Consider the following 14,929-nt stretch of genomic DNA (forward strand, 5'->3'; position numbering starts at 1 on the left):
TCAGGTAACGAGCGCGCGCTGGCCGGGTTCGCCCAGCCAGCGCGCCTCGACGCCCCAGACATCGCGGATGACCGCAAGCGACAGCGCCTCCTCGGGGGCGCTGTCTGCCTTTGTGCAGCCGGAATCGAGCACCACCACGCGGTCGGCATGGTTCATGGCGAGCGACAGGTCGTGCAGCACCAGCACCACGCCGACTCCGTGATCGGCCTGCGCGCGCAGAACACGCAGCACGGCCAGCTGGTGCGCTAGGTCGAGCGCGGCGAGGGGTTCGTCGGCGAGGATCCAGCGCGGCTCGCCAGCGAGCACGCGGGCCAGCAGCGCCCGCGCCTTCTCGCCGCCCGAAAGGGTCGACACGGGCCGGTGGGCGAAGTCGCCAAGGTCGGTCGCAGCCATGGCCTGCGCCACGGCGAACTTGCCCGCATCGCCATGCGGCAAGCGGCCCAGCGCGACGAGGCTGGCGACCGAGACATCCCATGCCACCTCGCCTGACTGCGGCAGGAATCCGATGGCCTTGGCACGCTCGCGCGGGTGCAAGCTGGCGAGCGGTGCCTCATCCAGTCGTACCTCGCCCTCGCCGGCGGGCAGCAACCCTGCGAGCGCTGCCAGCAGGGTCGACTTGCCCGCACCGTTGGGGCCGCAGATCGCGGTAATCTGGCCGGGCTGGAACGTGGCAGAGACCTCCTCCAGCCGCCCGGCAATCGTCAGGTTCTGCGCCGAGAGCGTCATGCCAGCCCCCTTCGCATGCGCAGCAGCAGGTAGAGGAAGAACGGCGCGCCGATCAGGCTGAGCGCAATGCCCAGCCGCAGTTCGGTGACCAGCGGCAGCAGGCGGCAGGTGACGTCCGCCACCAGCACCAGCAGCGCGCCTGCCAATGCAGAGGGCACGATCAGGCTGCTCGGCCGCTTGTCGGTGAGCGGGCGCACGAGGTGCGGCACGATCAGGCCGACGAAGCCGATAATGCCGGCCACCGCCACGCCGCTGCCGACGGTCAGGCCGGTGCCGAGCACCAGCAGCGCCATCAGCCGCCCCGGTCGCACTCCCAGCGAGCGGGCAGCTTCCTCGCCCAGTGTCAGTGCATCGAGCGAGCGCCCGGCCAGCCACAGCAACACCACGCCCGCCATGGTCAGCGGCGCGGCCAGCCAGACATCGGCCCAGGAACGGTCGGTCAGCGCGCCCATCAGCCAGGTGACGATGGAGCTCATGGCAAAGGCATTGGGCGCGAGGCTGATGGCGAGGCTGGTCAGCGCGCCTGCAAGGCTGGCGATCATCATGCCTGCCAGCGTGAACAGCGCGATGCCGTGCGCGGGGCTGGAGGTGCGACCCGCGATCAGCGCCAGCAAGGCCATGGCCCCGCCTGCGCCGATGAGCGCAAACAAGGGCAGCAACCATGCACTCGCCGCGCCGATATAGAGCGCGATCACCGCCCCCAGCGCAGCTCCGGGCGCAATGCCGAACAGGCCGGGGTCGGCGAGCGGGTTGCGCAGGTATCCCTGCATGGCCGCCCCCGCCGCACCCAGTCCCGCGCCGATCACCACGGCCAGCACGGCGCGTGGCAAGCGCAGTTCGGCCAGGATGGCCATGGCATTGGGCGTCACGTCCGGATCGACCCAGACGCGGCCTGCCAGCAGCGACAACGGCACGGCGACCAGCAAGAGCGCGGCGAATATCAGGTTTGCGCGGGTCACTGGCGAACGTTCCGCCGGATTTCCATCAGCCGCTCAAGCGCGCGCGGAACGGTCGGGCCACCGCAAAAGAGCAGGTTCGGTTCCAGCTCGAAGTGCTGCACCCTGCTCCCCTCGCGCAGCAGCGGGTGTTCCAGCATGCGTCCACCGCCAGCGGTAATCACCACGTCGGGCGGATCGGCCAGCACCTCTTCGAGTGGCACATAGGCCCCCTGCCCCAACCCGCGCGCGACCGACAGGCTGCGGAAGCCGGTCTGTTCGAGCATGGCATTGGCAAGCGTCTCCTCACCCGGCACGATGTCGCCCTGTTGCAGCAGCAGGACGGTGACCGGCTCGCCTTCCCAGCGCTGCGCAGCCCAGGCCGCGATGATATCGCTGGCGAGTGTCGAAGGACTGTCGGCGTTTCCTGTCACCGTCATCAGCGCCGCCACCTGCGCCAGTGCCTCGCCCTCGTTGCGGGCAATGCCGGTGGAGACAACCTCGATCCCCGCCTGCTCCAGCGCGCGGCGGGTGGCAGGCGCGAGGAAGTGGTCCGCCACCACCATGTCCGGCGCCAGCGCCAGCACCTCCTCCGCCGTGCCGCCGGTCGACGGCAGCCGCATGGCCTTGCCCAGCGACATCGAGGTGGCCGCCGGGTCCTGGCTATAGCGAGAGATCGCCAGCAACTGCCCCGGCGCGGTGACCTCGGCGAGGATGGCGTCGGCGCAGGGATTGAGGCTGACCACGGTGGGCCGGTCCGGCGAGCTCGCCGGTGGGGAGGGCTCTCCGCAAGCGGCAAGCAAGGCCAGCAGAGGAAGGCACCGTCTCACAGCGCCAGCCGTGCTCCGACGAAGGCGCTGCGGCCCGCCGTCGCGTAGCCGGCGGCGGTCTGGTAGTCCTCGTGCCAGACATTCTCGACCCGCCCGAACAACTGCACGCCTTCGGCTACGTCCCAGCTACCGCGCAGGGTGAGCAGCGAATAGCCGTCCAGCCGCACCGTCTCGAAAGCATCGTCGAACGAATGCGACACGATCCGCAGGTCCGCCGCCAGCATGACCTCGGCGAGCGGGCGCACCTCGGCGGTGAAGGTCGCGGCATGACGCGGGCGGCGTGCCAGTCCAAGACCGGTGCTGCGATCCTCGGAATCGGTCAGAGCGTAAAGCGCGCCCAGCCGCACATTGTGCTGCGGCCGAGCCCACAATTCGGCCTCCACTCCCTGCGCACGGGTGCGGGCGACATTGTCGTAGGTGCCAAAGGGCCGGTCGATGCAGATGCCGGTCGTCTGGCCGAAGCAGCTCACGAAGGCGATCTGGTTGGCACTGTCGCGCCGGAACAGTGTCACCGCGCCGTAGACCGCCGTATCCGACAGGCTACGCTCGCCATAGGCCAGGCCAAGGTCGAAGCTGGTGCTGGTTTCGGGTTCCAGCGACAGGTTGCCGTAGTCCGAATGCAGCTGGAACAGGCTGGGCGCCTTGAACCCCTCGCCCACGCTGGCGCGCAGCCGCCAGTCGGGTGCCACTTCATAGGCCGCGTCGGCACCGAAGCTGACCTCGGTACCGAAATCGGCATGGTGGTCCACCCGCGCGCCCAGGTGCGCATTGATGCCGCGCCATTCGATGCCGCCTTGGGCATAGGCACCGAAGATGCGCGTATCCTCGCCGGCGTCGAACAGGGTCTGGTAGCTGGTCCACTCGTTCTCGGCGCCGAAGTGCAGGAGGAAGGGACCGAAGGGGCGCCACTCGCCGCGCAGCGAGAGGCGGTCGGAACGGCCCTCGCTGGTAAATGTCTCCGCGCCAGAGCCGTCGAGGTTGTCACGGTCGGTGTCGGCAAAGCTGTAGGCGACGGCAAGGAACAGCGCCTCGGCATCGTAGACCGCGCCGGTGGTACCGGTGAGCTGGCGGGTCTGCTGGGTCTCCAGCGTATCGGCGAGAATGAAATCGGGTGCGGGGAAGCCGTCGATATCGAGATCCCCTTCGGCATAGCGCGCGCGGGCGAAGACCTCGAAGCGGTCGTTGAAATAGAAGCGCGCGTGGCCATTCAGCGCCCATTGCTCGAAGCCGTCGTCTTCGGTGCCGCCTTCGGCAGCAGAAATGCCGTCAGTCGAGAACCAGGTGCCGGAGAGGCCGAGGAAACCGGTGTCGGGATCGCTCACCCCTCCCGAGACCATGCCGCTCACGGTGTCGCGCGCGCCGTATTCGGCGCTGCCCCGCAGCCCACCTTCGGCGCGGGTCGAGGCGACCACCACGCCGCCGATCGCATCCGATCCCCAGATCGTGGAGTTGGAGCTGCGCAGCACTTCCAGCTTGTCGAGGTCGAGCGCCAGCAGGGTGCCGAAATCGAACCCGCCCGATGGCGCAGCGACGTCCGCCAGCCGCACGTCGTCGAGCACGGCGAGCACCTGTTCTGCCTCCGATCCGCGAAGCCGCACGGCGGTAAAGCTGCCGGGGCCGCCATTGCGGGTTACGGCGACGCCGGGCGCACGTTCGAGGACGCGGGTCAGGTCAGCGCCCTGCACTGCCTCGATCTCGTCCTCGCCGATAACGGTGATGGCCTGCCCGCTGGCGCTGACATCGCCGCGCGTGCCGGTGGCGGTGACGGTGATCGTTTCTTCGGGCGTGCGATAGTCCGCCGTTACATTCGGCTCGCAATCCGGCTCGCAATCCTGCGCCAGCGCAGGCGTAGTCACAGCCAAAGCCACGGGGGAAACACTCAAAAACAGGTATTTGTACACGAAACCTCCAGTCAAAAGCGAACGCGCCGCTCACGACGGAGGGAGCGCTGGTAAGCGCTCTCCCGCTGGCCATCGGTACACCCCGCCCGCAGCCGAACGACAGTCACCGGCAGGTCTCCTGGCTCCCGGATCACCGCATTGCGCCCCGCCTTCCCGTCCTTCGTCAAGCTCAGGACAGTGGCATGTGGAGCGCAAGCTCCCCGGTCACAGTTGCGGGGGCAGCATGGGTCTTGAACCCATTTCCCTCTTAGGACCGGCCCGGATGAAATCCGGCGCGGCCAACCCGTGACGTCCCGCACCCACTAGGCTCGCACATCTGCCAAGGCAATAGTTGCCGCGCCACCATGCTTAACGACCCGGTAAGGTGCGTCCCGCGGTGGTACGCCTTTGCCTGCGAAGATGATCGGGCAACCGGTCGGCGCTACACGCGCAGCGTGATTTCGAACCCCTCCCTGACCCCGCACCAACGCCTTGCCGAGCGTCGCCGCGCGCGCGCCGAACGCCGCGCCCGGATCATGCGCCGCATGGGCGTGGTGCTGGCCATGCTTGCCGTACCTGCATTGGCGGCGGAGACAGGTTTCCGGCCCGAAGTCGAACAGGCACCCGAAGTGCCGACCGAGCTGATGGGCTTCGAAACCCCGGGTGAAAGCTTCCCCGGTTCGGCGTTCTATTACCTCGAGGACAGTGCGGCGACCGTGGACATGTTCGCCATGGCGAACCCGGTGGCCGAAGCCACCGTGGATGCGGGTCTCGCAAGGCCGGACACCGGCCCCGTAGCCGCATCACTGGTCGCCATGGGCAATGACCGGGATACTGCCCGCGCGCAGCAGTGCATGACCCAGGCGATCTATTACGAAGCCGCCAGCGAGAGCGACGCCGGCCAGCGCGCCGTGGCGCAGGTCGTGCTCAACCGCGTGGCCCATTCGGCCTGGCCCTCGACCGTCTGCGGCGTGGTGTTCCAGGGCTCCAGCCGCTCGACCGGCTGCCAGTTCAGCTTCACGTGCGACGGATCGCTGGCACGCCGCCCCTCGCGCGGCGGGTGGGAACGTGCCGGACGCATCGCGCGGCAGGCGCTGGCCGGTTCGGTCTATGCGCCGGTAGGCCTCTCGACTCACTACCACACGCTGGCGGTCAGCCCGTACTGGGCCCCCAGCCTCAGCCGCACGACGGTGGTCGGCGCGCACGTGTTCTACCGCTTGCCGGGAGCCGCCGGAGACAGCGCCGCCTTTGCCGCCCATTACGCGGGCGGCGAGCCCACCCCGGGCCGCAGCAATGCGCAGGAAACCGCGCCCGATCCGGTCGCCATGGCGCAGGCTGCCTCGCCGGAACAGGTCCCGACGGTCGCCGCCGCAGCCGCGCCTGTTCCCGTCGATCCGGCCCCCTTGCGGGCGGCGAACGACCAGCTGCCGTCATCGGGCAACGTGCGGCCTGAATATGCCAACAGCGGACGCTGGATCGAGCGTCCCTGACACCGCGCAAGAGCCTTTCCTGCATCAACGTCAAGAAAGCTGAAACCATCTGTTCCAACGCTTGCTTAGCTGGATGCGGTCTAAAGAGCGGGACAAGGTCGTTGTCCCGGAACACAAGATTATGTCCATTCGCTTTGCCTTTCCCGCCAGTCGCATGCCGTGCCGCATGAACCGCGGACTGGCGCGAACGCTGTATTTCCGGCCCGCCAACGACAACCGCGGCAAGTCTGTCGAGAACCTGCACCTGCGCGCCGCGCTCAAGCATTTCGCCCAGCACGGCATGGCAGCGGCAGACCATGCCCGCCGGCAGGCCGTTGCCGCGGCCGAGGAGGGCGACCGACAGACCTTCGAATGGTGGCTGGAAATTTGCCGCGCGCTGGATCGGCGCATGGCCCATGGCATCGAAGGCTCCGCCAAGGTCGGCAGCTGATTTCCGCTTCCTTACCGTGGCTGCCGGTACTCCACCCCGAGGGCGGCATTAACCATTGCTACAAGTCCAGCGCGTAACCTTGCACGAGCAGCCGCAAGGGGTCTCGCAATTACCAGTCCTGAACCATTGCCGGAAACCGAAGACGTGGAGCGCGCCATGTCGCCCGACACCTGGCTCGGTGCGGTCATCGGGCTGGCGGCTGGCCTTGCCGGTGCCAAGCTGGCTGGCTGGACACAGCTGCCGTGGCTTGTCCTGCTGTTCCCGGCATTGTCCCTGATCCTGGCCGGGTTCCTGCTCCATCGGCGGCTGGCAGTGTTGCTGCAGTCAGCGCGTGAAACCATGCGCCGCGCCGATGCCATGCGAACCACCGCCCTGACTGACGGTTTGACCGGACTCGAAAACCGCGTGGGCTTTCGCGCGGCACTCGGCGAACTGGTCGAGGAACTCGTCGAGGATGAACAGGTTATGCTGCTGCGGATCGACCTGCGCCGGTTCCACGCCATCAAGTCCGCGCTGGGCTCAAGCAATTGCGACAAGCTGCTGGTCGAAACCGCCAAGCGGCTGCGTGCATTTGGGGGCGATGACCGCGCCCTCGCCCGACTGGCTGCGGGTGAATTCGCCCTTGCGGGCAAGACCCGCTCAGCCAGCGCCGCGAATGACCTGGCGAAGGAGGTCTACGACGCGCTCGCCGGGCCACTGCGGATCGGCGGCAAGCTGATTGATGACGGTGCGGCGATAGGCACGGCCCTGCTGCCCGCGCACGCCGCAACTCCCGAAGACCTGGTTGAAGCCGCCGAGCTTGCCCTGGCCCAGGCCAATGCCGGGTCGCTCCGCCAGCCGCTGTCTTACGACAGGTCCATGACGCGGGCACGCATCGAGCGCCGCGAGATCGAGGACGAGCTGCGCGGCGCGATAATGAAGGACGAACTGTCGATCTACTTCCAGCCGATCATCGACCTTTCCACCGGCCGCATACGCGCCTTCGAGGCACTGGTGCGCTGGTTCCATCCCGAACGCGGTGAACTGGTACCCGACCAGTTCATCCCCGTCGCCGAGGACAGCGGGCTGATCATCACGCTGGGCAACTGGATCACCGCCCGGGCTGCACGCGCAGCAGCGAGCTGGCCGCAGGACGTGCAGCTGGCGATCAACCTGTCGCCGGTGCAGATCCGCGCGCCCGGCGCGGCGCTGGGCCTGCTCAATGCACTGCGCGATGCCCGTCTGGATCCGGCGCGGCTGGAACTGGAAGTGACCGAAAGCCTGTTCACCGAAGACGACCCGAACATCGCCGTCTTCATGGCGGACATGGGACGCGAGGGCGTCAGCTTCTCGCTCGACGACTTCGGCATGGGGTCGAGCTCGCTGCATTACATCCACCGCTACCCTTTCCGTGCCATCAAGGTGGACCGCAGCTTCATCTCCGGGCCGCGCATCGGGCGGGAGAGTGAAGCCATCGTGCGAGCGGTGGCGGAAATGGGTGCGACGCTGAACATGGAAGTGGTCGCCGAAGGGCTGGAAACCATCGAGCAGGTGCAGAAAGCGCAGCAGACGGGCTGCACCCTGGGCCAGGGCTACTATTTCAGCCGTGCGGTGCCGGATTATCTCGCGGTCATGCTGTTGTCACAGGAAAGCCAGGCCGGCGCCCGCATCGCCGTTTGAAGGCGCCACGCCCCGCCGGGAACCATAAAGCGCGCGAAACGTCGTTTTCACGGTTCCCGATTGCGCGAATTGCAATGCTTTAACGCTATTGCAAACTATTAGCAAAAACAGTTGGATTTCGCAGTTGCAATGCGATTTTTCCCGTCCTAGGGCGAGCCCATCGATTCCGGGTGGCGAGTCCCGCGTGGGCGCAGGGCGGTCACCATACCGGCAGGCCAAGGCGCCCGATAAGGATCATCACCTGACCATGGCTCGCAAGAAAATCGCGCTCATTGGCGCCGGCATGATTGGCGGCACCCTCGCCCACCTCGCAGCGAAAAAAGAAATGGGCGACATCGTCCTGTTCGACATTGCCGAGGGCATGCCCCAGGGCAAGGCGCTCGACCTAAGCCAGTGCGGCCCGGTTGAAGGCTTTGACGCCAGGATCACCGGCACCAACGACTATGCCGACATCGCCGGTGCCGACGTCGTGATCGTCACCGCCGGCGTGCCCCGCAAGCCGGGCATGAGCCGTGACGACCTGCTGGGCATCAACCTGTCGGTGATGAAGGCCGTGGGTGAAGGCATCAAGAACAACTGCCCCGACGCTTTCGTCATCTGCATCACCAACCCGCTGGATGCCATGGTCTGGGCGCTGCGCGAATTCTCCGGCCTGCCGCACAACAAGGTGGTGGGCATGGCTGGCGTGCTCGACAGCGCGCGCTTCGCCACCTTCCTCGCCTGGGAATTCGAAACCAGCGTGAAGGACGTCAACGCCTTCGTGCTTGGCGGCCACGGCGACACCATGGTCCCCGTCCTGTCCTATTCGACCGTTAACGGCATCCCGGTGAAGGACCTCGCGAAGATCAAGGGCGTTGCCGAAAGCCGCCTCGACGAGATCGTCCAGCGTACCCGTTCGGGCGGCGGCGAGATCGTTGGCCTGCTCAAGACCGGATCTGCCTATTACGCCCCCGCCACCAGCGCCATTTCGATGGCCGAAGCCTACCTGGGTGACCAGAAGCGCGTCCTGCCCTGCGCCGCCTATGTCGATGGCAAGTACGGTGTCGACGGCCTCTATGTCGGTGTCCCCGCCGTGATCGGCGCAGGCGGCATCGAGGACGTGGTCGAGATCGAGCTGTCGGCAGAAGAAGCCGCCAACCTCAAGGTCTCGGTCGACGCGGTCGAGGAACTGCTCGAAGCTTGCAAGGGGCTCGATTCGAGCCTTGCCTAAGGCACCTGCCTTTTTTGCCGCTGCGGCGGCCCTGGCCGTTTCCGGCACCTCCGTGCAGGCCCAGTCTGCGACGGAGTTGCTGGAGGCGGGCGACGTGCCGTTCGCGCAGTGGACGCTGCCGGAAGCGGCGCCTGCCGAAATCGGCGCAGCGATGGAGCAATGCATTGCCGTGGTGACCGGCCCCGAAAGCGGCGAAGAGCTAGCCAGCCTGCTAGCCCGTGACGGCTGGGAAGTGCAGCCCATGCCCGAAGGGATTGCCCCCTTCATGGCGCAGGTAGCTGACGAACGCTGGGATGACCGGCGTAGCGACTACGACAGCAAGGCCGCGTTCCAGGAAGACCGCGCGGCAGACCCTTACTACGATCCTGCCCTCTGGCCGCAGATCTACACCCACCCCGACCTCCCCACCATGCTGAGCATTTCGCAGAGCTGGCGCGGCCCGACCTGCCAGGTGCTGACTGACCCCGTGGAAACCGATGGCAGCAAGGAAACGACCATCCAGCTGGCGGTCGAAACCGTCTCGGCAGAGCTTGGGGAAGGCCGTTTCCGCACTCCCCACGGCTTCGCCTGGGAGACGGACGAGATCGGCATCGGTCTCGACTACGGCAACGGTATGGGCGGCCTCTACCGGATGTTCCCGCCCGTCTTCAATCACTTCGTTCCCTACATCACGGTCCTCGATCGCCGAGGGGACTGATGACTCACTCAATACGTTTTACGCCTCAAGGGCGCTGAATTCTCGGAGCTTTTAATGTCTATCCTCATCAACAAAGACACCAAGGTCATCACCCAGGGGATGACCGGCAACACCGGTACCTTCCACACCCAGCAGGCGCTCGACTACGGTACCAAGATGGTTGCAGGCGTGACCCCCGGTAAGGGTGGCTCCGAGCACCTCGGCCTGCCGCAGTTCAACACGGTGCGCGAGGCCAAGGAAGCCACCGGCGCCACCGCCAGCGTGATCTACGTCCCGCCGCCATTCGCCGCCGACGCGATCTGCGAGGCGATTGCGGCCGAGATCGAGCTGATCATCACCATCACCGAAGGCATCCCGGTGTTGGACATGGTACGCGCCAAGGCCGCGCTGAACGGTTCGAAGTCGCGCCTCATCGGCCCCAACTGCCCCGGCGTGCTGACGCCGGACGAGTGCAAGATCGGCATCATGCCGGGCAAGATCTTCCAGAAGGGCTCAGTCGGCGTCGTCAGCCGCTCGGGCACCCTCACCTACGAAGCCGTGCACCAGACCACCGCGGTCGGCCTGGGCCAGACCACCGCCGTCGGCATCGGCGGTGACCCGGTCAACGGCACCAATTTCATCGACGTGCTCGACCTGTTCCTCGACGACCCCGAGACCAAGTCGATCATCATGATCGGCGAGATCGGCGGCTCGGCCGAGGAAGAAGCTGCCGAATTCATCAAGCAGGAAGCGGCCAAGGGCCGGTCCAAGCCGATGGTCGGCTTCATTGCCGGGCGCACGGCGCCTCCGGGTCGCCGCATGGGCCACGCGGGCGCCATCGTCTCGGGCGGCCAGGGCGGCGCGGACGACAAGATCGCGGCGATGGAGGCGGCGGGCATCCGCGTGTCCCCCTCGCCCAGCGAGCTTGGCACCACGCTCGACGCGCTGCTGAAGGAACTCGCGTAGCTTCTGCGCGCTCCCCTCTTGTGAGGTATCGACATGGGTAAAGAGCCGGACAACTTCCTCCCCGAACTGCCGTCGCAGGATGGCCCGCAGGCGGGTCCGTCGTGGGGCAATCCGCGCTGGCCGCTGACGGACGACGCGGGCGACCTGACGCAGGCGCTCGATCCGACGGACATGATCGCGGCGGTGAAGGAGGCTGCAGCCAAGGCGGGCAAGCCATCCGACAACGCCTCGATCGAGCAGGCATGCCGCGATTCCATCGCCGCCATGCTGCTGATCCGGCTCTACCGCGTGCGCGGCCACCTGGCGGCCAATCTCGATCCGCTGGGACTGTCGCACACCAAGGAACCCGAGGACCTGAGCCTCGCCTGGCACGGCTTCGACGGCAAGGAAGACAAGGAAGTCTTCGTTGGCGGTGCCTTCGGCTTCCAGTGGGTGAAGATCGGCGAGCTCTACACCCTGCTGCGCCAGACCTACTGCGGTCCGGTCGGCCTCGAATACATGCACATCAACGACACCGAAGAGCGTCGTTTCCTGCAGGAAAAGTTCGAGAAGCCCGAAGACACGATCCAGTTCACCCCGGAAGGCAAGCGCGCCATCCTGCAGGCGGTGATCCGCGGCGAGGAGTACGAGAAGTACCTCGGCAAGAAGTACGTCGGCACCAAGCGTTTCGGCCTCGACGGCGGCGAAGCCATGATCCCCGCGCTCGAAGCGGTAATCAAGTACGGCGGTAGCCTGGGCGTGCGCGAGATCATCTACGGCATGGCCCACCGCGGCCGCCTGAACGTGCTCGCCAACGTGATGGCCAAGCCTTACCGCGTGATCTTCCACGAATTCTCCGGCGGCAGCGCCAACCCCGACGATGTCGGCGGCTCGGGAGACGTGAAGTACCACCTCGGCACGAGCACCGACCGCGAGTTCGACGGCATCAAGGTGCACATGTCGCTGGTGCCCAACCCAAGCCACCTCGAAGCGGTGAACCCCGTGGTGCTGGGCAAGACCCGCGCCCAGCAGGCCTTCCGCGACGACCTCGACGAACACCAGCAGGTCCTGCCCGTGCTCATCCACGGAGACGCGGCCTTTGCCGGCCAGGGCGTGGTGTGGGAATGCTTCGGCCTATCGGGCGTGCGCGGTTATTCGACCGGCGGCTGCCTGCACTTCGTCATCAACAACCAGATCGGCTTCACCACTTCGCCGAAGTTCGCGCGTAGCTCGCCCTACCCGTCGGACGTGGCCAAGGGCGTGCAGGCGCCGATCCTGCACGTGAACGGCGACGATCCCGAAGCCGTGACCTTCGCCTGCAAGCTGGCGGTGGAATACCGGCAGAAGTTCAAGCGCGACATCGTGATCGACATGTGGTGCTATCGCCGCTTCGGCCACAACGAGGGCGACGAGCCCAAGTTCACCCAGCCGCTGATGTACGATGCCATCGGCAAGCACCCGCGCGTGTCGGAAGTCTATTCCGAACGGCTGAAGGGCGAAGGCGTGCTGGACGAAGGCGCGGCAGCGGAAATGCGCCAGCAGTTCATCGAACATCTCGACGAGGAATTCGAGGTCGGCAAGAATTACAAGCCGAACGACGCCGACTGGTTCGCCGGTCGCTGGTCGGGACTGCACAAACCGGCGGACCCCGAAACCGCCCGCCGCAACGTGCACACGGCGATCGAGGAAAAGCTGTTCAACTCGCTCGGCCGCACGCTGACCACCGTCCCCGAGGATCACAAGATCCACAAGACGCTGGGCCGCGTGATCGATGCCAAGCGCGAGATGTTCGAGACCGGCAAGGGTTTCGACTGGGCAACCGCCGAGGCGCTCGCCTTCGGCAGCCTCGTCAGCGAAGGCTTCGGCGTGCGCCTGTCCGGCCAGGATTCGGGTCGCGGCACCTTCAGCCAGCGGCACGCCATCTGGACGGACCAGGAAGACGAGGAGAAGTACATTCCCCTCGCCACCCTGCCGCACGGCAAGTTCGAGGTCTACGATTCCACGCTCAGCGAATACGGCGTGCTCGGCTTCGAATACGGTTTCGCCATGGCTGATCCGAAGACGCTGGTATTGTGGGAAGCGCAGTTCGGTGACTTTGCCAACGGCGCGCAGATCATGATCGACCAGTTCATCGCCGCCGGCGAGGCAAAGTGGATGCGCGCCAACGGCCTCGTCCTGCTGCTGCCGCACGGTTACGAGGGCCAGGGTCCGGAACACTCCAGCGCCCGCCTCGAACGCTTCCTGCAGCTGTGTGCGAACGACAATATCCAGGTCTGCAACATTACCACCCCGGCGAACTACTTCCACGTGCTGCGCCGGCAGATGCTGCGTCCGTTCCGCAAGCCGCTGATCATCATGACGCCCAAGAGCCTGCTGCGCCACCCGGCGGCCAAGAGCGATGCCTATCGCTTCCAGGGCGACCATCACTTCCAGCGCATCCTGTCGGACAAGACCGAGGTCGCCGACAACAAGGTGCGCCGCCTGGTGCTGTGCAGCGGCAAGGTCGCCTACGACCTGATGGAGAAGCGCGACGAGGAAGGCGTGGACGATGTGTCGATCGTGAGGATCGAGCAGATCTATCCCTTCCCGGGTGAACCGCTGGCCGTCCGCCTGAAGCGCATGACCAATCTCGAAGAGGTGATATGGTGCCAGGAAGAGCCGAAGAACAACGGCGCCTGGTTCTTTGTCGAAAGCCGCATCGAGGAGGCCCTCACCGCTGCTGGCCACGCGGGCATGCGCCCTGCCTATGCAGGCCGCGAGGAAGGCGCATCCACCGCCACCGGCTTTGCCAAGCGCCACCAGGCCCAGCAGGAAGCGCTGGTATCGGTGGCCCTGGGCCTCTCCATCCGCGGCAAGACCGCAGCCACCAAGGCTGCGCGCAGCAAGAAATCCCAAGCCTGAGGAACGAAATCCATGGCAACCGAAGTCAAAGTCCCCGTCCTTGGTGAATCGGTCACCGAAGCCACTGTCGGCGAATGGCTGAAGCAGGTCGGCGATGCCGTCGCTGCCGACGAGCCGATCGCCAGCCTCGAAACCGACAAGGTGGCGGTGGAAGTGCCCTCGCCTGTCGCCGGCATCATCTCCGGCTTCTCGGTCGAACTGGGTGAAACGGTCGAAGTCGGCGCCGTGATCGCCACGGTGGAGGAAGGCGCGGCACCTGCTGCCAAGCCCAAGGCCGACGCACCTGCCGAGACGACCAAGGTAGCGCCCGCTCCTGCCGAAGATGCGCCAACCATCGAAGATGCGCCGACCATGTCGCCTGCCGTACGCCGGGCGGTGCTGGAACACGGCGTCGATCCCACCACGATCAAGGGCACCGGCAAGGACGGCCGCCTGACCAAGGAAGACGTGCTGGCCGCCGCCAAGGCCAAGGACGCGGCTCCGGCTGCTGCTCCCGCCGCAACTCCCGCTCCGACGGCCCCGGCCGCCGCCAAGGGCGAGCGCCGCGAGGAACGCGTCAAGATGACGCGCATGCGCCAGACCATCGCCAAGCGCCTGAAAGGCGCGCAGGAAGAGGCCGCGCTGCTCACCACCTTCAACGATTGCGACATGACTGCCGTGATCGAGGCGCGCGAGGCCTACAAGGACATGTTCGCCAAGAAGCACGGCATCAAGCTGGGCTTCATGTCGTTCTTCGCGAAAGCCGCCGCGCTGGCGCTGAAGGATGTCCCGGCCGTCAACGCGCAGATCGACGGGGACGAGATCGTGTACCACGACTATGTCGACCTCTCGGTGGCCGTTTCGGCCCCGAACGGCCTTGTCGTGCCGGTCGTCCGCTCGATCGACCAGATGAGCTTCGCCGAGATCGAACTGGCCATCGCCGACTTCGGCAAGCGCGCCAAGGAAGGCTCGCTGACCATGGAAGACATGACCGGCGGTACCTTCACCATCTCCAACGGCGGCGTCTTCGGCTCGCTGATGTCGACCCCGATCATCAACCCGCCGCAGAGCGCCGTGCTGGGCCTCCACCGCATCGAGGACCGCCCCGTCGCGCTGAACGGCGAAGTGGTGATCCGCCCGATGATGTACCTCGCGCTGAGCTATGACCACCGCATTATCGATGGCCGCGAAGCCGTGACCGCACTCAAGATCATGAAGGAAGCGATCGAAGATCCCATGCGGATGCTGATCGATTTGTGACGCCTTGC

General features: G+C 66.3%; 12 protein-coding genes and 1 riboswitch. Of the genes, 8 read left to right on the forward strand and 4 right to left on the reverse strand.

Annotation, left to right across the window (positions count from 1 at the left end):
• The 4 genes from AAEO60_RS08325 to AAEO60_RS08340 all read right to left on the reverse strand — a co-directional run bounded on the left by AAEO60_RS08325 (position 1) and on the right by AAEO60_RS08340 (position 4,347).
• Positions 1-726 carry an ABC transporter ATP-binding protein gene (locus AAEO60_RS08325; protein ID WP_341673187.1) on the reverse strand — a complete coding sequence of 242 codons (726 nt, stop codon included), beginning with the start codon at positions 724-726 and terminating at the stop codon, positions 1-3.
• The gene (locus AAEO60_RS08330) at positions 723-1,685 is read right to left on the reverse strand and encodes a FecCD family ABC transporter permease (protein WP_341673188.1); all 963 of its coding nucleotides are present in this window, start codon (positions 1,683-1,685) and stop codon (positions 723-725) included. The genes AAEO60_RS08325 and AAEO60_RS08330 overlap by 4 nt, the downstream gene beginning before the upstream one ends.
• The gene (locus tag AAEO60_RS08335; protein WP_341673189.1) at positions 1,682-2,407 is read right to left on the reverse strand and encodes an ABC transporter substrate-binding protein; all 726 of its coding nucleotides are present in this window, start codon (positions 2,405-2,407) and stop codon (positions 1,682-1,684) included. Before AAEO60_RS08335 ends, AAEO60_RS08330 begins: the two co-directional genes overlap by 4 nt.
• Before the next feature lie 80 nt (positions 2,408-2,487).
• Entirely contained in the window at positions 2,488-4,347 is a 1,860-nt protein-coding gene (locus AAEO60_RS08340) for a TonB-dependent receptor plug domain-containing protein (RefSeq protein WP_341673190.1), read from the reverse strand.
• 136 nt (positions 4,348-4,483) lie between these two features.
• Positions 4,484-4,694: riboswitch (cobalamin riboswitch) on the reverse strand.
• A gap of 42 nt (positions 4,695-4,736) precedes the next feature.
• On the opposite strand from AAEO60_RS08340, the gene AAEO60_RS08345 reads away from it, so the two are divergent.
• From AAEO60_RS08345 to odhB, 8 genes are all read left to right on the forward strand, one after another.
• A complete protein-coding gene (locus tag AAEO60_RS08345) occupies positions 4,737-5,861 on the forward strand; it encodes a cell wall hydrolase (protein ID WP_341673191.1) in 1,125 nt (374 codons plus the stop codon).
• Between the two features lie 166 nt (positions 5,862-6,027).
• Complete coding sequence (locus AAEO60_RS08350) at positions 6,028-6,291, forward strand: hypothetical protein (protein ID WP_341673192.1); 264 nt, start codon at positions 6,028-6,030, stop codon at positions 6,289-6,291.
• 126 nt (positions 6,292-6,417) lie between these two features.
• Entirely contained in the window at positions 6,418-7,950 is a 1,533-nt protein-coding gene (locus AAEO60_RS08355) for a putative bifunctional diguanylate cyclase/phosphodiesterase (RefSeq protein ID WP_341673193.1), read from the forward strand.
• Positions 7,951-8,197: 247 nt separating this feature from the next.
• A complete protein-coding gene (gene mdh, locus AAEO60_RS08360) occupies positions 8,198-9,160 on the forward strand; it encodes a malate dehydrogenase (protein WP_341673194.1) in 963 nt (320 codons plus the stop codon).
• On the forward strand, positions 9,153-9,857 hold the full coding sequence (locus AAEO60_RS08365; RefSeq protein WP_341673195.1) for a hypothetical protein: 705 nt from the start codon (positions 9,153-9,155) through the stop codon (positions 9,855-9,857). Before mdh ends, AAEO60_RS08365 begins: the two co-directional genes overlap by 8 nt.
• 54 nt (positions 9,858-9,911) lie before the next feature.
• Positions 9,912-10,802 (forward strand): succinate--CoA ligase subunit alpha, encoded by an 891-nt coding sequence (gene sucD, locus AAEO60_RS08370; RefSeq protein WP_341673196.1) that lies wholly within the window; start codon positions 9,912-9,914, stop codon positions 10,800-10,802.
• Positions 10,803-10,835: 33 nt separating this feature from the next.
• Positions 10,836-13,682: a 2-oxoglutarate dehydrogenase E1 component gene (locus AAEO60_RS08375; RefSeq protein WP_341673197.1), complete on the forward strand. Its 2,847-nt coding sequence runs from the start codon at positions 10,836-10,838 to the stop codon at positions 13,680-13,682.
• A 12-nt stretch (positions 13,683-13,694) separates the two neighbouring features.
• On the forward strand, positions 13,695-14,921 hold the full coding sequence (odhB, locus tag AAEO60_RS08380; protein ID WP_341673198.1) for a 2-oxoglutarate dehydrogenase complex dihydrolipoyllysine-residue succinyltransferase: 1,227 nt from the start codon (positions 13,695-13,697) through the stop codon (positions 14,919-14,921).
• Positions 14,922-14,929 lie beyond the last annotated feature (8 nt).

It is taken from the genome of Aurantiacibacter gilvus (assembly GCF_038289935.1).
GTDB classification, from domain to species: Bacteria; Pseudomonadota; Alphaproteobacteria; order Sphingomonadales; family Sphingomonadaceae; genus Alteraurantiacibacter; species Alteraurantiacibacter gilvus.

Coding starts and splice junctions, on each gene's coding strand:
- AAEO60_RS08325 (WP_341673187.1), bottom strand. CDS start 726: ATGACGCTCTCGGCGCAGAACCTGACGATTGCCGGGCGGCTGGAGGAG.
- AAEO60_RS08345 (WP_341673191.1), top strand. CDS start 4,737: ATGCTTAACGACCCGGTAAGGTGCGTCCCGCGGTGGTACGCCTTTGCC.
- AAEO60_RS08350 (WP_341673192.1), top strand. CDS start 6,028: ATGAACCGCGGACTGGCGCGAACGCTGTATTTCCGGCCCGCCAACGAC.
- mdh (WP_341673194.1), top strand. CDS start 8,198: ATGGCTCGCAAGAAAATCGCGCTCATTGGCGCCGGCATGATTGGCGGC.
- sucD (WP_341673196.1), top strand. CDS start 9,912: ATGTCTATCCTCATCAACAAAGACACCAAGGTCATCACCCAGGGGATG.
- AAEO60_RS08375 (WP_341673197.1), top strand. CDS start 10,836: ATGGGTAAAGAGCCGGACAACTTCCTCCCCGAACTGCCGTCGCAGGAT.
- odhB (WP_341673198.1), top strand. CDS start 13,695: ATGGCAACCGAAGTCAAAGTCCCCGTCCTTGGTGAATCGGTCACCGAA.